This is a genomic window from Serratia sp. CY32780 (genome assembly GCF_052169135.1).
In the GTDB taxonomy this organism is placed as follows: Bacteria; Pseudomonadota; Gammaproteobacteria; order Enterobacterales; family Enterobacteriaceae; genus Serratia; species Serratia sarumanii.
The window spans coordinates 16,853-38,185 of sequence record NZ_JBJNLI010000008.1; the positions used below are offsets into that span (position 1 = coordinate 16,853).

Sequence of the window (21,333 nt, forward strand, 5' to 3'; positions counted from 1 at the left end):
AAAATAAGTAGAAAACGGCGAAATAAGCCACGCTGATAACCGATGCGGCGTAATTAAATTTCAGAAAATGCGCCGATTTTGATGTTTTTTTGCTAAAAATAGTGTCAATTGACGATTGGACAGGAACGCGATGTGATCAGGCAGGCGGTCTGCGCCTGACGCGTGAAATTTATTTACAAGATAAAAATCATACAGAACTGGGTCAGGGGTTATATGAACGAACAATATTCGGCAATGCGCAGTAATGTCAGTATGCTCGGCAAATTGCTCGGCGATACCATCAAAGAAGCGCTGGGCGAGCATATTCTCGATCGCGTTGAGACCATCCGTAAGCTTTCCAAATCTTCACGCGCCGGCAACGAAGCGCATCGCCAGGAGCTGCTCTCCACCCTGCAGAACCTGTCCAACGACGAGCTGCTGCCGGTGGCGCGCGCCTTCAGCCAGTTCCTCAACCTGACCAACGTCGCCGAGCAGTACCACAGCATTTCGCCCAACGGCGAAGCCGCCAGCAATCCGGAAGCGCTGGCGCAGCTGTTCAGCCGTCTCAAAGACAAAAAGCTCAGCGACAAAGAGCTGCAGCACGCGGTGTCGCAACTTTCCATCGAGCTGGTACTGACGGCGCACCCGACGGAGATCACCCGCCGCACCCTGATCCACAAGCTGGTGGAGGTCAACACCTGTCTCAGCCAGCTCGATCACAACGATCTGGCCGACTACGAGCGCAACAAGATCATGCGCCGCCTGCGCCAGCTGGTGGCCCAGTCGTGGCACACCGATGAAATTCGCAAACATCGCCCTTCCCCGATCGACGAAGCCAAATGGGGCTTCGCGGTGGTGGAAAACAGCCTGTGGGAAGGCGTGCCGGCGTTCCTGCGCGAGTTCAACGAGCAGTTGGAAAACTCCATCGATTACAGCCTGCCGGCGGAAGCGGTGCCGGTGCGCTTCACCTCCTGGATGGGTGGCGACCGCGATGGCAACCCGAACGTGACCGCCGAAATCACCCGCCATGTGCTGTTGCTCAGCCGCTGGAAAGCCTGCGACCTGTTCACCCGCGATATTCAGGTGCTGGTCTCCGAGCTGTCGATGACCGAATGTACCCCGGAGCTGCGCGCCCGCGCCGGCGGTGACGAGGTGCAGGAACCGTACCGCGAAATCATGAAGCAGCTGCGCAGCCAGCTGATGAGCTCCCAGGCCTATCTGGAAGGCCGCCTGAAGGGCGAACGCGTGCTGAAGCCGCACGACCTGCTGGTGAACAACGAGCAGCTGTGGGAGCCGCTGTATGCCTGCTACCAATCGCTGCAGGCCTGCGGCATGGGCATCATCGCCAACGGTCAGCTGCTGGATACCCTGCGCCGCGTGCGCTGCTTCGGCGTGCCGCTGGTGCGCATCGACGTGCGCCAGGAAAGCACCCGCCATACCGAGGCCATCGCCGAGCTGACCCGCTACCTGGGGCTGGGCGACTATGAAAGCTGGTCGGAAGCCGATAAACAGGCGTTCCTGATCCGCGAACTGAACTCCAAACGCCCGCTGGTGCCGCTGAAATGGCAACCGAGCGCCGACACGCAGGAAGTGCTGGAAACCTGCCGGGTGATCGCCGAAGCGCCGCAGGGCTCGATCGCCGCCTACGTGATTTCGATGGCGCGCACGCCTTCCGACGTGCTGGCGGTGCACCTGCTGCTGAAAGAGGCCGGTTGCCCGTTCGCGCTGCCGGTCGCTCCGCTGTTCGAAACCCTCGACGATCTGAACAACGCCGACGACGTGATGACTCAGTTGCTGAACATCGACTGGTATCGCGGCTTTATTCAGGGCAAACAGATGGTGATGATCGGCTACTCCGACTCGGCGAAAGACGCCGGTGTGATGGCCGCTTCCTGGGCGCAGTACCGCGCGCAGGACGCGCTGATCAAAACCTGTGAAAAGGCCGGCGTGGCGCTGACGCTGTTCCACGGCCGCGGCGGCTCCATCGGCCGCGGCGGCGCGCCGGCGCATGCGGCGCTGCTCTCGCAGCCGCCGGGCAGCCTGAAGGGCGGCCTGCGCGTCACCGAGCAGGGAGAGATGATCCGCTTCAAGTTCGGCCTGCCGGAAGTCACCATCAGCAGCCTGGCGTTGTATGCCGGCGCGATCCTCGAGGCCAACCTGCTGCCGCCGCCGGAACCGAAGAAAGAATGGCGGGCGCTGATGGACGATCTGTCAGACACCTCCTGCCGGATGTATCGCGGCTACGTGCGTGAAAACCCGGACTTCGTGCCTTACTTCCGCGCGGCCACGCCGGAGCTGGAGCTGGGTAAACTGCCGCTGGGCTCACGCCCGGCCAAACGCAAGCCGAACGGCGGCGTGGAAAGCCTGCGCGCCATTCCGTGGATCTTCGCCTGGACGCAGAACCGCCTGATGCTGCCGGCCTGGCTCGGCGCCGGCGCCGGATTGCAGGAAGCGGTGAAAGCCGGCAAGCAGGCGGAGCTGGAGGCGATGTGTCGCGACTGGCCGTTCTTCTCCACCCGCATCGCCATGCTGGAAATGGTGTTCGCCAAGGCCGACCTGTGGCTGGCGGAATACTACGATCAGCGCCTGGTGGATAAATCGCTGTGGCCGCTGGGCCAACAGCTGCGCGATCAGCTGGAAAGCGACATCAAGGTGGTGCTGACCATCGCCAACGATGCGCACCTGATGGAAGACCTGCCGTGGATCGCCGAATCCATCGCGCTGCGCAACGTTTATACCGACCCGCTGAACGTCTTGCAGGCCGAGCTGCTGCACCGTTCGCGCCAGCAGGAGCAGCCGGACGCCCGCGTCGAGCAGGCGCTGATGGTCACCATCGCCGGCGTCGCCGCCGGGATGCGCAACACCGGCTAGTGAGCCTCATCGCTGCCCCGTTTATCGGGGCCGTTTTTTTATGTCTTGTCTTCCCCACAAAAAAAGGGCGCCGCGGTAAGCGACGCCCTTTTTCAATGGAACAGGCCTGTCAGGCGGCTGCCACCGGGCGCACGCCCAGCGTGTGGCAGATGGCGTAGCTCATCTCGGCGCGGTTCAGCGTATAGAAGTGGAAATCTTTCACCCCTTCGCGGCTGAGGATCTTCACCATGTCCATGGCGATGTTGGCGCCGACCATTTTGCGGGTCTCCGCATCGTCGTCCAGCCCTTCGAACATGCTGGTCATCCAGCTTGGCACCCGCACGTTGGTCATGGTGGCGAAGCGCTGCAGCTGCTTGAAGTTGGACACCGGCAGAATGCCCGGCACGATTTCCACGTCGATACCGGCGGTGACGCAGCGGTCGCGGAAGCGCAGGTAGCTCTCAACGTCGAAGAAGAACTGGGTGATGGCGCGGCTGGCGCCGGCGTCGATCTTGCGCTTCAGGTTGATTAAATCGGCCTGGGCGCTCTTCGCCTCCGGGTGCACTTCCGGGTAGGCGGCGACGGAAATGTCGAAGTCGCCCACGTCTTTCAGCAGCGCCACCAGATCGGTCGCGTACATGTCCGGCTTGCCGCCGCCCGGCGGCAGATCGCCGCGCAGCGCCACGATATGGCGAATGCCGCTGTTCCAATAATCGGCCGCGATGTCGCGCAGCTGCGCCGGGCTGGCGTCGATGCAGGTCAGGTGCGGCGCCGCCTCCAGGCCGGTGCGCTCCTTGATCCCCTTGATGATGCTGTGGGTGCGATCGCGCTCGCCGGAGTTGGCGCCGTAGGTGACGGAAACGAATTTGGGTTTGAGGATGCTCAGACGATCGATCGACTGCCACAGGGTCTCTTCCATCTCGCTGGTGCGCGGCGGGAAGAACTCGAATGATACGTTAATCTGGCCGTTCAACTCCGCCAGACTCTGATTCAGCGCTTCCCGCTGGTTTGCGTGGAAAAAGCTCATACCCTGCTCACCTCTTATCAATCACTGTTTTTTTCATCCTGATGAGCGTCTATACGTTTAGACGTCTAGATAGAAAATGCCGCATGTTGGCTAAAGAGTCAACAGGAAAATGAGGGGAATAAGATGATTAATCTTCACCCGCTCAACGAGGGAATTTCATGACGGCGGCAGGGATAAGTATGGCAGGAAAAGCGAAGGGGCGCGGTGAACCCGCGCCCGCAGAGGATTAAAGCAGCTGCGCCAACCGGTTAAGGTCTGACTGGATCGCTCCGGCGGTCACGTCGCGGCCGGCGCCCGGCCCGCGGATCACCAGCGGATTATCGCGATACCAGCGGCTTTCGATGGCGAACACGTTGTCGCACGGCAGCAACGAGGCCAGCGGATGCTCAGGACGCACCGCCTCCACGCCGACCCGCGCCTTGCCGTTGGCGTCGAAACGCGCCACGTGACGCAGCACCAGGCCCATTTCGCTGGCGGCCTCAAAACGCTGCTGCATCTGCTGGTTCAGCGCCTCGCCGTTCTCGAAGAACTGATCGACGGAGCCCTGCTCGCAGCCCGCCGGCACCAGCGACTCGACCCGCACCTGGTTAGGTTCGATGTCGTAGCCCGCTTCGCGCGCCAGGATCACCAACTTGCGCATCACGTCCTGGCCGGAGAGATCGACCCGCGGATCCGGTTCGGTCAGCCCCTGCTGCCAGGCCTGATCCACCAGCTCGGTGAACGGCACCGTGCCGTCATACTGCAGGAACAGCCAGGAAAGCGTGCCGGAGAAAATGCCGCTGATCGCCAAAATGCTGTCGCCGCTGTCGCGCAGATCGCGCACCGTGTGGTTGACCGGCAGACCGGCGCCGACGGTGGCGTTGTACAGCCAGTGGCGGCCGGTTTTGGCGAAGGCGTCGCGGATTTGGCGATAGGTATCGCTGCACGAGGCTCCCGCCAGCTTGTTGGCGCTGATCACGTGGAAACCGTAGCTGGCGAAATCCAGATACTGCCCGGCCAGCTCTTCGCTGGCGGTCACGTCGAGCACCACCAGATCGTCGAACGGGTGCGCGCGCATCCACAGGAACAGCGACTCTTCGTCGAGCGCCTGCGCCTCGTCCTCAAAGAACGCCAATGCGCGGCTGGCGTCCAGCCCTTCGTAGTTCAGCAGGCTGCGGCGGCTGTCCACCACCCCCGCCAGGATAAATTCGAAGCCGCTGCGCGCGGAAATATTGGTCTGCTCGCGGGCAAACAGCTCCAGCCAGCGCGACCCAATGTTGCCCTTGCCGAACAGCACCAGACCGATGCGCTTCTCGGCGCGGAACAAGCTTTGGTGCAGCCCCTGAATCAGCAGCGCGGTCGGCCCCTGACGTAATACCGCCACCAGGCTGATGCCATCTTCCGCCTGCCAGATAAATTCGACCGGCTGATCTTTCAGCTGCTGATAGAAACGGTGGCTGTGCAGCGGGTTCTTGCACACCCCGGCGCCGACCATCGCCACCAGCGCCAACCCTTCGCGCAGGTGCAGTTCACCCGGCAGCGCCGAGGCCTGCAGGATCGCCAGCGCGCTGTTGACCACCTCGGAGGTATAGCACAGCTGCACCCGATTGCGGTCAGGATGGATGCCCACCGCCAACGGTTTGATCTGCGTGCGCTTGAGCACCAGATCCAACTCTTTCTGCGCCAGTTTGAAGTCATGCTGAGCGGCGACGTGCAGCTCAATCAGGCACACGTCATCGTGGCTGGTGACAATCTTGGCGCCGGTGCCGGACGCCAATACGCGCTCGATGCGCGTCGAGCCCTGCTCCGGCTGGTAGCTGCAGCGCAGCTGAAGATCGATATCGCTGCCGGAGACCGGCTGCAGGGTGCGGGTATGCAACACCGGTGCCGCCAGGCGCGCCAGCTCGCTGGCTTCGTCCAGGCGCAGCAGCGGCAGCAGGCAGGCGTCTTTCACCTTGCGCGGGTCGGCGCTGTAAACCCCGGCCACGTCGCTCCAGATAGTGACGCGCGCCGCGCCGGCCAACGCGCCGACCTGAGTGGCGGAGTAGTCGCTGCCGTTACGCCCCAACAGCACGGTTTCCCCGGCGTCGTTGCGCGAAATGAAGCCGGTCACCACCAGGCGTTTGCCCGGATGTTGAGCCAACAATTGCTGCAGCAGCGGATAAGAACGGCCTTCATCCACCTGCGGCTGCGCGGCGCGCTCGGCGCGCAGGAAATCACGCGCATCCAGCCAGGCCGCCTGCATATCCAGGTGGTTGAGCACCGCCGCCATCAGGCGCGCCGACCAGATCTCGCCGTGCCCGACCACTTCGGCATAGCACACCTCGTCGACTTTGCCGTCCAGCAGCACCGCCAGACGTTCCAGATCCTGAATGAACTCGGCGATCAGCGGCTCGGCGCTTTCCGGCGGCAGCAGGCCGCTGATAAGATCGCTGTGATAACGACGCAACGTCTGCTGCACCTGGTGCGCAGACAGGCGATCGCTCTGGCTGAGCTTCAGCCAGTTGATCAACTGGTTGGTGGTGCTGCCGGCGGCCGATACCACCATCATGTCGCCCGGCTGGCTGTATTCCGCCATAATCCCGGCCACACGCAGATAACACTTCACATCCGCCAGACTGCTGCCGCCAAACTTGTGCAGTTGACGCCCACTCACCGGCCCTGCTACAGCAATTGCATTCATGCTTACCTCGTTGCCGCCGCCTGGAAAGCGCGTTCCAGATCGGCAATCAAATCTTCACTGTCTTCAATACCCACGGAAATGCGCAGCAGGCTCTCGGAGATGCCGGCCGCTGCCCGCGCCTCCGCCGCCATGCCGGCGTGGGTCATGGTCGCTGCATGCGAGATCAGGCTTTCTACGCCGCCCAACGATTCTGCCAGAGTAAACAGCTCAAGGGCAGAGAGAAAACGGCGCAGCACCGCTTCATCGCCGTCCAGTTCAAAACTCAGCATCGCGCCGAAACCGCGCTGCTGCCGGCGGGCGATCTCATGCCCCGGATTCTCCGGCAGGGAGGGATGATACAGCTTTTTCACCAACGGTTGCTGCTGTAAATAGTCAACAATCGCTTCAGCGTTTTGCTGCGCCGCCTTGATGCGCGGCGACAGCGTGCGCATGCCGCGCAGCAGCAGATAGCTGTCGAACGCGCCGCCGGTCACGCCGATATTGTTCGCCCACCAGGCCAGCTCGACCGCCAGCTCGGGATCTTTGGCGATCACCGCCCCGGCCACCACGTCCGAATGCCCGTTCAGGTATTTGGTGCACGAATGGACCACCAGATCGGCACCGAGTTCGATCGGCTGTTGCAGGGCCGGGCTGAGGAAGGTGTTGTCCACCACCGTCAACGCGCCCGCCGCGTGCGCGGCGGCGCAGATCGCCGCGATGTCCACCACCCGCAGCAGCGGGTTGCTGGGGCTTTCGATCAGCACCAGCTTCGGCTTTTGCGCCAGCGCCTGTTGCAGGGCGGCTTCATTACCCTGATCGACAAACAGCACGCGATAGGCACCGCGTTTGCTCAGGCTGTCGAATAACCGATAGCTGCCGCCGTAGCAGTCGTGCGGCGCCACCAGCAGATCGCCAGGCTTCAGCAGCACGGTGGTCACCAGATGGATCGCCGACATCCCGCTGCCGGTCATCACCGCGCCGGCGCCGCCTTCCAGCTCCGCCAACGCGCGTTGCACCACGTCGCGCGTCGGGTTGCCGCGGCGCGAGTAATCATGGGCTCGGGGTTGGTTGAAGTCGGTAAAGTTATAGGTGCTGGACAGATGAATCGGCGGGACAACGCAGCCGTACTGTTCGTCGTCGTTCAGGCCGCTGCGTACGGCAATCGTGGCTGGTTTACGCGTCATGGGCTCGCTCGGCTCTCGGTTCGGTGAATGAGGCCTAAAGAGTAATCGTAGGATTGATAGACGTCAATACATCTGGACATCTAAACTTCTCTGCGTATAGATTGAGCAATGGCACAATACCCGCTAAAATTATGCCGATATGACATGACGATAAGATGTTAAGCCGCAATGCCCGGCCGAGGCGGGGCATTCAGTGACCCTGGTCGCGTAAAATTGACATTTATTTAGTGAGAACAGTGAAGATCGGGCATAATTGGCCGGTTTTTAGAATTTTGTAATTTTTCTGACAAAGTTAAGGTGTCCCATGGCTGAGTGGAACGGCGAGTATGTCAGCCCTTACGCTGAACACGGTAAAAAAAGCGAGCAAGTCAAAAAGATCACGGTATCCATTCCGCTGAAGGTCCTGAAAATCCTCACCGACGAACGGACCCGTCGCCAGGTGAACAACCTGCGCCACGCCACCAACAGCGAACTGCTGTGCGAAGCGTTTCTGCATGCCTTTACCGGCCAGCCGCTGCCGAACGATGAAGACCTGCGCAAAGAGCGCAGCGATGAAATCCCGGAAGCCGCGAAAGTGTTGATGCGCGAACTGGGTGTCGATCCCGATACCTGGGAATATTGAGAACCGCCCGGCGAACGCCGGCGGCAGAAACGAAAAAAGGCGCCAAAGGCGCCTTTTTCATCGGACGATAAGAAATCTTATTTCTTAGCGCCTGGTACGCTGAAACGCTTGTTGAAGCGGTCAACGCGGCCACCGGTAGCAACGTCACGCTGCTTGCCAGTGTAGAACGGGTGGCATGCGCCACAAACGTCCAGGTTCAGATCGTGGCCCACGGTGGAGCGGATCTTCATCACGTTACCGCAAGAGCAGTTAGCAGTAACTTCTTCGTATTTTGGGTGGATACCTTGTTTCATGGGAAACCTCAGTTAAGGCCGTGTCGCTATCCAGCCCTGTTTCGCCAGACACCACACGTGGTTGATAATAGAATTTTGGTATCGAATTATACCAAAGGCGGCAAATTATACAGCATTAGCCGGGGCGCGCAATCGGAACCGTACATTTGCCGATGCGCCGTGTAAACTGATGCCCACTTTTTTCAATTTGGATGAGATCATGCCCGTCGTACACGTTGCCTTGCCGGTCCCCCTCGCCCGCACCTTCGACTATCTGCTGCCGCCCGGCATGCAGCCGGTGGCCGGCGCGCGCGTGGGCGTGCCCTGGGGCAGGCAGCATGCGATCGGCATCGTCACCGGCTGCAGCGACACCAGTGAACTGCCGCTGGACAAGCTCAAACCGATCGACAGCGTGATCGACGCCGAATCGCTGTTCTCCCCCAGCCTGTGGCGCATCCTGCGCTGGGCCAGCGATTACTATCACTACCCCATCGGCGAAGTGCTGTTCCATGCGCTGCCGATCCTGCTGCGGCAAGGCAAACCGGCCGAGGCCGCACCGCTGTGGCAATGGTTCGCCACCGAAGAGGGGCGCGCCACCCCGCCCGAAAGCCTGAAACGCGCGCCGAAACAGCAGCAGGCGCTGGCGGCGCTACTGCAACGCCCGGTCTATCGCCATCAGGTCAGCCAGCTTGAGCTGACGGAAAGCGCCCTGCAGGCGCTGCGCGCCAAAGGGCTGATCGATCTGCGCGCTCAGGTCGCGGATACGCACGACTGGCGCCCCAACTTCGCGGTGCTCGGCGAGCGGCTGCGGCTGAACACCGAGCAGGCTACCGCCGTCGGGGCGATCAGAAGCGAGGATGAGCGGTTCGCCGCCTGGCTGTTGGCCGGGGTAACCGGCTCCGGCAAGACCGAAGTCTACCTCAGCGTGCTGGAAAACGTGCTGGCCAAAGGCCGACAGGCGCTGGTGCTGGTGCCGGAAATCGGCCTGACGCCGCAAACCATCGCCCGCTTTCGCGAGCGCTTCAACGCGCCGGTAGACGTGCTGCACTCCGGGCTGAACGACAGCGAGCGGCTGGCGGTTTGGCTGCGCGCGCGCAGCGGCGAAGCCGCCATCGTCATCGGCACCCGTTCGGCGCTGTTCACGCCGTTCCGTCAGCTGGGCGTGATCATCATCGACGAAGAGCACGACAGCTCTTATAAACAGCAGGAAGGCTGGCGCTACCACGCCCGCGATCTGGCGGTGTTCCGCGCCCGGGAAGAGGACATCCCGATGGTAATGGGCTCCGCGACCCCGGCATTGGAAACGCTGCACAACGTGCAGCTGGGTAAATATCGCCAGCTGAAGCTCACCCAGCGCGCGGGCAACGCCAAACCGGCGGCGCAGCACCTGATCGATCTGAAGGGGCTGCCGCTGAAGGTCGGCCTATCGCAGCCGCTGCTGAAGAGCATGCAGCACCATTTAAAAGCCGGCAATCAGGTGATGCTGTTCCTCAACCGCCGCGGTTACGCTCCGGCGCTGCTGTGCCACGAGTGCGGCTGGATAGCCGAATGCCAGCGCTGCGATCACTATTACACCTTCCACCAGCACCAGCGCCAGCTGCGCTGCCACCACTGCGACAGCCAGCGGCCGGTGCCGCACCAGTGCCCACAGTGCGGCTCCACTCACCTGGTGTCGGTCGGCGTCGGCACCGAACAGCTGGAGCAGGAGCTGGCGCCGCTGTTCCCCGACACGCCGATCACCCGCATCGATCGCGACACCACCAGCCGCAAAGGGGCGCTGGAGCAGCACCTGGCGGATATCCATCGCGGCGAAGCGCGCATTCTGATCGGCACGCAGATGCTGGCCAAGGGCCACCATTTTCCCGACGTCACGCTGGTGGCGTTGCTGGACGTGGACGGCGCGCTGTTCTCCGCCGACTTCCGCTCCGCCGAGCGTTTCGCTCAGCTGTATACCCAGGTCTCCGGGCGGGCCGGCCGCGCGGGCAAACAGGGTGAAGTGCTGCTGCAAACCCACCATCCGGAGCACCCGCTGCTGCAGGTACTGCTGCAACAGGGTTACGACGCCTTCGCCAAACAGACGCTGGCGGAGCGCAACAGCGTGTTTCTGCCGCCTTACACCAGCCACATCATCGTGCGCGCCGAAGATCACGACAACCAGCAGGCCCCGCTGTTCCTGCAGCAGCTGCGCAACCTGCTGGAAGCCAGCCCGCTGAAGGACGATTCGCTGTGGGTGATGGGCCCGGTGCCGGCGCTGCAGTCCAAACGCGGCGGCCGTTTCCGCTGGCAGCTGCTGCTGCAGCACCCGACGCGGCGCGTCCTGCAACAGCTGATGAAAAGCTCGCTGCCGCTGATCGGCACCCTGCCGCAAACGCGCAAGGTGAAATGGACGCTGGATGTCGATCCGATCGACAGCTGATCCCGGAAAAGTCCGATTTAGCTGCCGCAGTGCAAACGTTTACCCTTGAAATTGCGAGCGAACGCTAAAAAACCTTCTCAGGTCACATTTTTTATGCAAATTAGGTAACAAAGGCGGGGCGTATTCTGTTTAGAATGTCTGCGAGGGCAAATTTTGTCGCCACATCGCAGCGCGACGGAGTGCCCGAACGCGAGTGGCGCTCAATGACAACAATTTCGCCACCGCATGCCGGACATTGTGAGCAAACAGCAGTAGTGGCGTCGGCATGGGGCTGACGCAAGGAGAAAGGCGTTGGAACACAAGAAAGAGTTATCCATGGCGACCATGAAAGACGTCGCCGAAATGGCGGGCGTTTCAACGGCTACCGTATCGCGTGCGCTGATGAACCCGGAAAAGGTGTCAACGCCGACGCGCCAGAAAGTGGAACAGGCCGTCCTGGCCGTGGGTTATTCTCCTCATGCTCTGTCACGCAATATCAAGCGCAACGAATCCCGCACCATCCTGGTGATCGTGCCCGACATCTGCGATCCGTTTTTCGCCGATGTGATCCAGGGGATCGAACAGACCGCCGCCCAACAAGGCTATCTGGTGCTGATCGGCGACTGCGCGCAGCAAAACCAGCAGGAGCGCACCTTCGTCAATCTGATCATCACCAAACAGATCGACGGCATGCTGCTGCTGGGCTCCAACCTGCCGTTCGACGCCAGCAAGGAAGAGCAGCGCAACCTGCCGCCGATGGTGATGGCCAACGAGTTCGCTCCCGAGCTGGAACTGCCGACGGTGCACATCGACAACCTGACCGCCGCCTTTGAAGCCGTGCATTATTTGCATCAATTGGGCCACCGGCAGATCGCCTGCGTCGCCGGGCCGGAACAGATGCCGCTGAGCCATTATCGGCTGCAGGGTTACGTTCAAGCGCTACGTCGTAATGGCATTACCGTCGAAAGCAGCTATATTACCCGGGGTGATTTTACCTACGAAGCCGGCGCGCAAGCGCTGACGGCGCTGATGGCACAGCCGAAACCGCCGACGGCGGTGTTCTGCCACAGCGACGTCATGGCGATCGGCGTGCTGTCCCAGGCGAAGAAAATGGGGCTGCGGGTGCCGCAGGATCTGTCGATCGTCGGCTTTGACGACCTCAAGCTGGCGCAGTATTGCGATCCGCCGCTGACCACGGTGGCGCAGCCGCGCTTCCAGATCGGCCAGCAGGCGATGTTGTTGCTGTTGGAGCAGTTGAACGGCCAGACAGTGGCCAGCGGCTCCCGGCTGTTGGACAGTGAATTGATTATCAGAGGCAGCACCGCTGCCCCGAAACGCTAGTCAAATATTTTAGGGTTCAGTAACATGACGGACTTATCCTTTCATCAGGACACAGCGGAATAATAGTGGCACAAAAAGACTATGTAAGCCGTGGGCGCGCAGCAGGAGCTAAGCGTAAAACCCCCAGCCGTAAAAAACGCAGTTCTCCGAAGGTTTCCAAAACCGTGCTGGCGTTAGCCGCCGCGTTGCTGGTTGTCTTTGTCGGTGGCCTCTATTTCATTACGCACAACAAGCCGGAAGACGCGCCGTTGTTGCCTGCGCACACCACGCGCCCCGGCAACGGCCTGCCGCCGAAGCCCGAAGAGCGCTGGCGCTATATCAAAGAGCTGGAAAACCGGCAGATCGGCGTGCAAACCCCGACCGAACCGACGGCCGGCGGCGAGCTCAATTCCAAAACTCAGCTGACCGCCGAACAGCGGCAACTGCTGGAACAGATGCAGGCCGACATGCAGCAGCGCCCGACGCAGCTGAACGAAGTGCCGTATAACGATCCGGGCCAGGCCAACGCGCGCAGCACTCGCCAGCAGCAGCAGATGCAACAACAGCAAATGCAGCAGCAGCCGGTGCAGCAACAGCAGCAGGTCAGCCAGCCGCCGCGCAACCCGTTCAACAACGGGGCCACCACCGCGCCGGTGCAGCCGCACCCGCAGCCAAAACCGACTACCCAGCAACCGGTGCAGGTGAAACAGCCTGAGCCGAAGCCGCAACCGAAACCGGAGCCCAAACCGGAAGTGAAACAGGAAACGGCCAAGCAGGAAACCAAACCGGAATCAAAACAGAAGTGGATGGTGCAATGCGGTTCGTTCCGCGCCACCGATCAGGCTGAATCCGTGCGTGCGCGCCTGGCGTTCGAAGGCATCGAGAGCCGCATCACCGCCGGCGGCGGTTGGAATCGCGTGGTGCTCGGCCCGTACAGCAGCCGCGCCGCCGCGGACAAAACCCTTTCGCGCCTGAAGGGCGTCGGCATGTCGAGTTGCATTCCCCTCTCCGTTGGGGGTTGAAAAGCGTCAATCCCCCCCCATCTATACTCTCAATATGCCTCGTAGCGTCTGCGAAAGCAGGCGCTGCGGGGGCTTCTTTCCGTCTTTAACGAGGGTCTGCTCGTGACAACAATTGTAAGCGTACGCCGCAACGGCCAGGTCGTCATCGGTGGTGATGGCCAGGCAACCCTGGGTAATACGGTGATGAAGGGTAACGTCAAGAAAGTGCGTCGCCTGTACAACGACAAAGTGATCGCCGGTTTCGCCGGTGGCACCGCTGACGCCTTCACGCTGTTTGAACTGTTTGAACGCAAACTGGAAATGCATCAGGGCCACCTGGTGAAAGCCGCCGTCGAGCTGGCGAAAGACTGGCGCACCGACCGCATGCTGCGCAAGCTCGAAGCGCTGCTGGCGGTCGCCGATGAAAACGCTTCGCTGATCATCACCGGCAACGGCGATGTGGTGCAGCCGGAAAACGATCTGATCGCCATCGGCTCCGGCGGCCCTTACGCTCAGGCCGCAGCCCGCGCCATGTTGGAAAATACCGAGCTGAGCGCCCGCGACATCGTTGAGAAATCCCTCAACATCGCCGGCGACATCTGTATTTACACCAACCATTTCCACACCATTGAAGAATTGCCTTCCAAAGCGTAAGGATCGAATACCATGTCTGAAATGACCCCGCGCGAGATCGTCAGCGAACTGGACAGCTATATCATTGGCCAAAACAAGGCCAAACGCGCTGTCGCCATTGCCCTGCGCAACCGCTGGCGCCGGATGCAGCTCAACGAGATGCTGCGTCACGAAGTGACCCCGAAAAACATTCTGATGATCGGCCCGACCGGCGTCGGTAAAACCGAAATCGCCCGCCGTCTGGCGAAGCTGGCCAACGCGCCGTTCATCAAGGTTGAAGCCACCAAGTTCACCGAAGTGGGCTATGTGGGCAAAGAAGTGGACTCCATCATCCGCGATCTGACCGATGCCGCCATCAAAATGGTGCGCATGCAGTCGATCGAGAAAAACCGCACCCGTGCCGAAGAGTTGGCCGAAGAGCGCATTCTCGACGTGCTGATCCCGCCGGCCAAAAACAACTGGGGCCAGCCGGAAGAAAATCAGGAACCGTCCGCCGCCCGCCAGGCATTCCGCAAGAAACTGCGCGAAGGCCAGCTGGATGACAAAGAGATCGAAATCGATCTGGCCGCCGCGCCGATGGGCGTGGAAATCATGGCGCCTCCGGGCATGGAAGAGATGACCAACCAGCTGCAGTCGATGTTCCAGAACCTCGGCGGCCAGAAGCAAAAACCGCGCAAGCTGAAGATCAAAGAAGCCTTCAAGCTGCTGGTGGAAGAAGAAGCCGCCAAGCTGGTGAACCCGGAAGAGCTGAAAGAGCAGGCGATCGAAGCGGTTGAACAGCACGGCATCGTGTTTATCGACGAGATCGACAAAATCTGTAAGCGCGGCGGCCAAAGCTCCGGCCCGGACGTCTCGCGCGAAGGCGTACAGCGCGATCTGCTGCCGCTGGTGGAAGGCTGCACCGTGTCGACCAAGCACGGTATGGTGAAGACCGACCACATCCTGTTCATCGCTTCCGGCGCGTTCCAGACCGCCAATCCGTCAGATCTGATCCCGGAGCTGCAGGGCCGTCTGCCGATCCGCGTTGAGCTGCAGGCGCTGACCACCGAAGACTTCGAGCGCATCCTGACCGAGCCGAGCGCGTCGCTGACCGAGCAGTACAAAGCGCTGATGGGCACCGAAGGCGTCAACATCGAGTTCACCGCCGACGGCATCCGCCGCATCGCCGAAGCCGCGTGGCAGGTCAACGAAAGCACCGAGAACATCGGCGCGCGTCGTCTGCACACCGTGCTTGAGCGTCTGATGGAAGATATTTCCTACGAGGCGAGTGAAATTAATGGCCAATCCATTACAATTGATGCGGATTACGTGCGCAGTCATCTGGATGAACTGGTGGCGGATGAAGATTTGAGTCGTTTTATCCTATAATCGCTCAATCTTTGTCTTGTCAGTCATCTGTGTGGGAGGCATTGCCTCCCACAATTATTTCTAACGGACACCGCAACTTACTGACAGAAGCGAAACATGAGCTCATCGACCCCCACCACCCCGATCTCCGCCTGGCTGGAAAGTCTACGCCCCCGCACCCTGCCGTTGGCCTTTGCCTCCATCGTGGTCGGTTCGGCAATCGCCGCCTGGCACGGCAGCCTGAAACCCGAAGTGGCGCTGCTGGCGCTGTTGACTGCCGGCCTGCTGCAGATCCTCTCCAATCTGGCGAACGACTACGGCGATGCCGTCAAAGGCAGCGACAAAGAAGATCGCATCGGGCCATTGCGCGGCATGCAAAAAGGCATGATCACCCAGGCGCAGATGAAACGGGCGCTGGTGGTGACGGTGGTGCTGATCGCCCTCGCCGGCTGTTCGCTGATCGCCGTCGCCTGCGAACAACCCAGCGACGTGGTGGGCTTCCTGGTGCTGGGCGGGCTGTCTATCGTGGCGGCCATCACCTATACCGTCGGCAACAAGCCCTACGGGTATTTGGGGCTGGGCGACATCTCGGTGCTGGTATTCTTTGGCTGGCTGAGCGTAGCCGGCACCTACTATCTGCAAACGCACACCTTCGACAGCGTCGTGATGCTGCCGGCCACCGCCTGCGGTCTGCTGGCGACGGCGGTGCTCAACATCAACAATCTGCGCGATATCGAGAGCGATCGCGAAAACGGCAAGAACACGCTGGCGGTGCGTCTCGGCCCGCACAAGGCGCGCATTTACCATGCCCTGCTGCTCGGCGGCGCGGTGCTGTGTTTCGCGCTGTTTACGCTGTTCAATCTCCACAGCCCGTGGGGCTGGCTGTTCGTGCTGGCGATCCCGCTGCTGGTGCGCCACGGCCTGCGCGTACTGCGCGATCCGACGCCGGTCGGCATGCGGCCGATGCTGGAGCACATGGTCAAGGCGGCGTTGCTGGCCAACCTGCTGTTCGCCATCGGCGTGGCGCTCAGTTAAAAACTGATGATTTTGCCAACAGGGCGAATAAAGGGATATACTGAACATTCCAGCGGCAAACAGACGTAAAATCCTATGAAATACGATACTTCCGAACTTTGCGACATCTATCATGAAGAGGTGAACGTTGTTGAACCTCTGTTCTCCAATTTTGGCGGGCGTACTTCATTTGGCGGGCAGATCACCACGGTGAAATGCTTTGAGGATAACGGCCTGTTGTTCGATCTGCTTGAAGAAAACGGCCGCGGCCGCGTGCTGTTGGTCGACGGCGGCGGTTCGGTACGCCGGGCGCTGATCAACGCCGAACTGGCGCGCCTGGCCGCCCAGAACGAATGGGAAGGCATCGTGGTGTACGGCGCGGTGCGTCAGGTGGACGATCTGGAAGAGCTCGACATCGGCATTCAGGCGATGGCGGCGATCCCGGCGGGCGCGGTAAGCGAAGGCGTGGGGGAAAGCGATATCCGCGTCAACTTCGGTGGCGTCACCTTCTTCTCCGGCGATCACCTGTATGCCGACAACACCGGCATCATCCTCTCCGAAGACCCGCTCGACATCGAGTGATTTTCGGTCATGAAAAAGGGCGCCGCAGGCGCCCTTTTCGTTGCTGCCTGGCGTGAGGAATCAGACCTCTTCCATCTTGCCCAGCAGAGCGCGCAGGCGATCTTGCCATACGTGCTGTTCTTCTTTCAGCTGTTGGTTTTCGCGCACCAGCGCTTCGTGGTTGCCGGAGGCAGCCTGAACTTCCTGCGACAGAGAGTTGTTTTTGTCTTTCAGCTCTTCAATTTCCATCTGCAACAAGGTGATGGTATCAATCGCCTGCTGTACTTTTGCTTCCAGTTTCTCAAATACTTCAAATGACATGCTTCAGTCCCCTCATGATAGCAAGGCGTACATCTATAAGTAGCGGCCGCAACGTCGGCTGCAGCTACTGCGAATATTGCATCGCGCTCAGTGACGCGCGCCGTTATGGAAGGCGCGCCAGTCTCGATTCGTTAAAAACGATTGTAAGTAGCCAGTCTCCGCCTGTCTAGCAACATACCGGATCATCGCGCAGTCTGTTGCAATTTTCCTGCCTCCGCCATCAGCAAAAACTGAAAATCCCCGCCGCCGCCGCCGCGAGTTGTTAACGCCCCTCGCCAAACCACTGGTCAGATCACACTTTTATGGCTCAGAAAGAACACTAAACGACGCGAAATCGCTCAATTTTATGACGAGCTACACACATTTTGATTTCGCTATTTCTCGTTTATGTTCGTTAACGATAAATTTACATCACGTCCTCATTCAATAATTGGACGAGATGAAAAAAACTGTGCCCATAGGTCAGATGTATACCTAACTGAGCCTATAAACCAACAACCGCCGTTTTGCAGGACAACAACATTATGAGCCAAACCACCAGTCCGACATTAAAAGGCCAGTGCATCGCCGAGTTCCTCGGCACGGCGCTGCTGATCTTCTTTGGCGTAGGCTGCGTTGCCGCGCTGAAACTGGCGGGCGCCAGCTTCGGCCAGTGGGAAATCAGCATCATTTGGGGCCTGGGCGTCGCCATGGCCATCTATCTGACCGCCGCCATTTCCGGCGCGCATCTCAACCCCGCGGTCACCCTCGCTCTGTGGCTGTTCGCCTGCTTCGACGGGCGCAAAGTGGTGCCTTACATCATTGCGCAGATCGCCGGTGCCTTCTGCGCCGCCGCCCTGGTCTATGGGCTGTACTACAACCTGTTCTTCGACTTCGAAGCGGCTCACCACATGGTGCGCGGCAGCAACGAAAGCCTCGAGCTGGCCGGCATCTTCTCGACTTACCCTAACGCGCATATCTCCGTCGGCCAGGCCTTCCTGGTAGAAATGGTGATCGCCGCCATTCTGATGTGCCTGATCCTGGCGCTGACCGACGACGGCAACGGCATCCCGCGCGGCCCGCTGGCGCCGCTGCTGATCGGTATTCTGATTGCCGTGATCGGCGCCTCCATGGGACCATTGACCGGCTTTGCGTTGAACCCGGCGCGTGACTTCGGGCCGAAACTGTTCGCCTACCTGGCCGGCTGGGGCAAAGTCGCCTTCACCGGCGCACGCGACATCCCGTACTTCCTGGTGCCGATCTTCGCCCCTATCGTCGGCTGTGCCCTGGGCGCTTTCGGTTACCGCGCGCTGATTGGCCGCCACCTGCCGTGCGACGTCTGCGTGACGGAAGAAGAGCCCGACGCCAAGACCCAGCAGCGCAAAGCATGATGGGTGCAGTTTTACACGGTTAACAACAGCAGGATAATTACCATGACTGTAGAAAAAAAATACATTGTCGCACTCGACCAAGGGACCACCAGCTCACGCGCCGTCGTGCTCGATCACGACGCCAACATCGTTGCGGTATCGCAGCGCGAATTCCCGCAGATCTATCCCAAGGCCGGCTGGGTTGAGCACGACCCGATGGAAATCTGGGCGTCGCAAAGTTCGACGCTGGTAGAAGTGCTGGCGAAAGCCGACATCAGTTCCGATCAGATCGCCGGCATCGGCATCACCAACCAGCGCGAAACCACCATCGTCTGGGAAAAAGAGACCGGCAAGCCGATTTACAACGCCATCGTCTGGCAGTGCCGCCGCACCGCCGACATCTGCGAGAAGCTCAAACGCGACGGCCTGGAAGAGTACATCCGTCACAATACCGGCCTGGTGGTTGACCCGTACTTCTCCGGCACCAAGGTGAAGTGGATCCTGGACAACGTCGAAGGCGCCCGCGAGCGCGCCAAGCGCGGCGAACTGCTGTTCGGCACCGTCGACACCTGGCTGGTGTGGAAAATGACCCAGGGGCGCGTACACGTTACCGATTACACCAACGCCTCACGCACCATGATGTTCAACATCCACGAGCTGGACTGGGATGAACGCATGCTGGAAGTGCTGGATATCCCGCGCGCCATGCTGCCGAAAGTCCGTCCTTCCTCCGAGGTGTACGGCCAGACCAACATCGGCGGTAAGGGCGGTACGCGTATTCCTATCGCCGGTATCGCCGGTGACCAGCAGGCGGCGCTGTACGGCCAGCTGTGCGTTCAACCGGGCATGGCGAAGAACACCTACGGCACCGGCTGCTTCCTGCTGATGAACACCGGCAAAGAAGCGGTGCGTTCGAAAAACGGCCTGCTGACCACCATCGCCTGCGGCCCGCGCGGCGAAGTGAACTATGCGCTGGAAGGCGCGGTGTTCATCGGCGGTGCGTCTATCCAGTGGCTGCGCGACGAGCTGAAACTGATCAGCGACGCCGCCGACTCCGAATACTTCGCCACCAAGGTGAAAGACAGCAACGGCGTCTATGTGGTGCCGGCCTTCACCGGCCTGGGCGCCCCTTACTGGGATCCGTACGCCCGCGGTGCCATCTTCGGGCTGACCCGTGGCGCCAACAGCAACCACATCATCCGCGCCACGCTGGAATCCATCGCCTTCCAGACCCGTGACGTGCTGGACGCCATGCAGGCCGACGCCAACACCCGCCTGCAATCGCTGCGCGTGGACGGTGGCGCGGTCGCCAACAACTTCCTGATGCAGTTCCAGTCCGATATCCTCGGCACCCGCGTAGAACGCCCTGAGGTGCGTGAATCGACGGCGCTGGGTGCCGCGTTCCTGGCGGGCCTGGCCATCGGCTACTGGAACGATCTGGACGAAGTGAAGAGCAAAGCGGTGATTGAACGCGAATTCCGCCCAAGCATCGAAACCACCGAACGCAACTACCGCTACGGCGGCTGGAAAAAAGCGGTGGCGCGCGCTCAGGCGTGGGAAGATCACGAGTAATCCCGAAGCTGCCGTTTCACCAACAAGCGCTGCCTGCGGGCGGCGCTTTTTTTTGCCCCGCCCCGCCGCCGCCGCGCTGTGATAGACTTTGCCGATATTTTCTTCCCTTTCTCACAGACAGGTTTGCCATGAAACGTGAATTAGCCATCGAATTTTCCCGCGTTACCGAAGCCGCCGCGCTGGCGGGCTACAAATGGCTGGGACGCGGCGACAAGAACGCCGCCGACGGCGCGGCGGTCCACGCCATGCGCATCATGCTTAACAACGTGGATATCGATGGGCGCATCGTGATCGGCGAAGGCGAGATCGACGAAGCGCCGATGCTGTATATCGGCGAACAGGTCGGCACCGGCCAGGGCGACGCGGTCGACATCGCGGTCGATCCGATCGAAGGCACCCGCATGACCGCCATGGGCCAGTCCAATGCGCTGGCGGTATTGGCGGTGGGCGATCGCGGCACCTTCCTGCACGCGCCGGACATGTACATGGAGAAGCTGGTGGTCGGCCCGGCGGCGCGCGGCGCCATCGATCTCAACCTGCCGCTGGCGGAGAATCTGCAGAACGTCGCCGCCCGGCTGGGCAAACCGCTGTCGCAGCTGACGGTGATCGTTTTGGCCAAACCGCGCCACGACGGCGTCATCGCGCAGATGCAGCAGCTCGGCGTGCGGGTGTTCGCCATTCCTGACGGCGACGTGGCGGCCTCCATTCTCACCTGCATGCCGGAAAGCGAGGTCGATGTGATGTATGGCATCGGCGGCGCGCCGGAAGGGGTGATCTCAGCCGCGGTGATCCGCGCGCTGGACGGCGACATGCAGGCGCGTTTGCTGCCGCGCCATGAGGTGAAAGGCGACAGCGCCGAGAACCGCCGCATCGGCGAACAGGAGCTGGCGCGCTGCCGGGAGATGGGTATCGAAGCCGGTCAGGCGCTGCGTCTGGATCAGATGGCGCGCAACGACAACGTGATCTTCTCCGCCACCGGCATCACCAAGGGCGATCTGCTGGAAGGCATCAGCCGCCAGGGCAATATGGCCACGACCGAAACGTTGCTGATCCGCGGCAAGTCGCGCACCATCCGCCGCATCCGTTCAACTCACTATCTGGATCGTAAAGACCCGGCGCTGCACGAATTTTTGCTGTAACGAAACAGGGCGCCGAATGGCGCCCTGATGATTGATGACAAACCTCATGCCCTTGCCGGGTTGGCAGAGAGCAGCGAATAGAAAACCAGGAAAATCAATTTATTGA

Annotated in this window: 17 protein-coding genes; 12 read left to right on the top strand and 5 right to left on the bottom strand. The window is 60.9% G+C overall.

The window, feature by feature from the left end:
* Window positions 1–213 precede the first annotated feature (213 nt).
* Window positions 214–2,850: a phosphoenolpyruvate carboxylase gene (gene ppc, locus ACJ8HH_RS22770; protein WP_033638623.1), complete on the top strand. Its 2,637-nt coding sequence runs from the start codon at window positions 214–216 to the stop codon at window positions 2,848–2,850.
* A 109-nt stretch (window positions 2,851–2,959) separates the two neighbouring features.
* On the opposite strand, the gene metF is transcribed toward ppc, so the two are convergent.
* The 3 genes from metF to metB form a co-directional block, all read right to left on the bottom strand.
* The gene (gene metF / locus ACJ8HH_RS22775) at window positions 2,960–3,856 is read right to left on the bottom strand and encodes a methylenetetrahydrofolate reductase (RefSeq protein WP_033649895.1); all 897 of its coding nucleotides are present in this window, start codon (window positions 3,854–3,856) and stop codon (window positions 2,960–2,962) included.
* Window positions 3,857–4,082: 226 nt separating this feature from the next.
* Window positions 4,083–6,518, bottom strand: coding sequence for a bifunctional aspartate kinase/homoserine dehydrogenase II (locus ACJ8HH_RS22780; protein ID WP_060452108.1), 2,436 nt, complete (start codon window positions 6,516–6,518; stop codon window positions 4,083–4,085).
* A 2-nt stretch (window positions 6,519–6,520) separates the two neighbouring features.
* Window positions 6,521–7,681, bottom strand: coding sequence for a cystathionine gamma-synthase (gene metB / locus ACJ8HH_RS22785; RefSeq protein ID WP_033645215.1), 1,161 nt, complete (start codon window positions 7,679–7,681; stop codon window positions 6,521–6,523).
* 304 nt (window positions 7,682–7,985) lie between these two features.
* On the opposite strand from metB, the gene metJ reads away from it, so the two are divergent.
* The gene (gene metJ, locus ACJ8HH_RS22790) at window positions 7,986–8,303 is read left to right on the top strand and encodes a met regulon transcriptional regulator MetJ (RefSeq protein ID WP_006317756.1); all 318 of its coding nucleotides are present in this window, start codon (window positions 7,986–7,988) and stop codon (window positions 8,301–8,303) included.
* Between the two features lie 77 nt (window positions 8,304–8,380).
* Here metJ and rpmE read toward each other — a convergent pair whose 3' ends face one another.
* Window positions 8,381–8,596 carry a 50S ribosomal protein L31 gene (gene rpmE / locus ACJ8HH_RS22795; protein ID WP_004931078.1) on the bottom strand — a complete coding sequence of 72 codons (216 nt, stop codon included), beginning with the start codon at window positions 8,594–8,596 and terminating at the stop codon, window positions 8,381–8,383.
* Window positions 8,597–8,795: 199 nt separating this feature from the next.
* Here rpmE and priA point away from each other — a divergent pair, with 199 nt between their 5' ends.
* From priA to rraA, 7 genes are all read left to right on the top strand, one after another.
* Window positions 8,796–10,991 (top strand): primosomal protein N', encoded by a 2,196-nt coding sequence (gene priA / locus ACJ8HH_RS22800; RefSeq protein ID WP_197766321.1) that lies wholly within the window; start codon window positions 8,796–8,798, stop codon window positions 10,989–10,991.
* Between the two features lie 291 nt (window positions 10,992–11,282).
* Entirely contained in the window at window positions 11,283–12,311 is a 1,029-nt protein-coding gene (gene cytR, locus ACJ8HH_RS22805) for a DNA-binding transcriptional regulator CytR (protein WP_004931082.1), read from the top strand.
* A 65-nt stretch (window positions 12,312–12,376) separates the two neighbouring features.
* Window positions 12,377–13,312: a cell division protein FtsN gene (ftsN, locus tag ACJ8HH_RS22810; RefSeq protein ID WP_033654538.1), complete on the top strand. Its 936-nt coding sequence runs from the start codon at window positions 12,377–12,379 to the stop codon at window positions 13,310–13,312.
* A 102-nt stretch (window positions 13,313–13,414) separates the two neighbouring features.
* A complete protein-coding gene (hslV, locus tag ACJ8HH_RS22815) occupies window positions 13,415–13,945 on the top strand; it encodes an ATP-dependent protease subunit HslV (RefSeq protein WP_033649891.1) in 531 nt (176 codons plus the stop codon).
* Between the two features lie 12 nt (window positions 13,946–13,957).
* Window positions 13,958–15,292, top strand: coding sequence for an HslU--HslV peptidase ATPase subunit (gene hslU, locus ACJ8HH_RS22820; protein WP_060423742.1), 1,335 nt, complete (start codon window positions 13,958–13,960; stop codon window positions 15,290–15,292).
* A 96-nt stretch (window positions 15,293–15,388) separates the two neighbouring features.
* A complete protein-coding gene (locus ACJ8HH_RS22825) occupies window positions 15,389–16,306 on the top strand; it encodes a 1,4-dihydroxy-2-naphthoate polyprenyltransferase (protein WP_033636436.1) in 918 nt (305 codons plus the stop codon).
* A gap of 75 nt (window positions 16,307–16,381) precedes the next feature.
* Window positions 16,382–16,867 carry a ribonuclease E activity regulator RraA gene (gene rraA, locus ACJ8HH_RS22830; protein WP_004931090.1) on the top strand — a complete coding sequence of 162 codons (486 nt, stop codon included), beginning with the start codon at window positions 16,382–16,384 and terminating at the stop codon, window positions 16,865–16,867.
* Window positions 16,868–16,927: 60 nt separating this feature from the next.
* Here the strand turns inward: rraA and zapB are convergent, their stop codons facing one another.
* Window positions 16,928–17,167: a septal ring assembly protein ZapB gene (gene zapB / locus ACJ8HH_RS22835; RefSeq protein ID WP_004931092.1), complete on the bottom strand. Its 240-nt coding sequence runs from the start codon at window positions 17,165–17,167 to the stop codon at window positions 16,928–16,930.
* Window positions 17,168–17,691: 524 nt separating this feature from the next.
* On the opposite strand from zapB, the gene ACJ8HH_RS22840 reads away from it, so the two are divergent.
* The 3 genes from ACJ8HH_RS22840 (at window position 17,692) to glpX (ending at window position 21,227) form a co-directional block, all read left to right on the top strand.
* On the top strand, window positions 17,692–18,537 hold the full coding sequence (locus ACJ8HH_RS22840; protein WP_197766322.1) for an MIP family channel protein: 846 nt from the start codon (window positions 17,692–17,694) through the stop codon (window positions 18,535–18,537).
* Window positions 18,538–18,579: 42 nt separating this feature from the next.
* Entirely contained in the window at window positions 18,580–20,088 is a 1,509-nt protein-coding gene (gene glpK, locus ACJ8HH_RS22845) for a glycerol kinase GlpK (RefSeq protein WP_033649890.1), read from the top strand.
* Between the two features lie 128 nt (window positions 20,089–20,216).
* Window positions 20,217–21,227 (top strand): class II fructose-bisphosphatase, encoded by a 1,011-nt coding sequence (gene glpX, locus ACJ8HH_RS22850; RefSeq protein WP_033636438.1) that lies wholly within the window; start codon window positions 20,217–20,219, stop codon window positions 21,225–21,227.
* Window positions 21,228–21,333 lie beyond the last annotated feature (106 nt).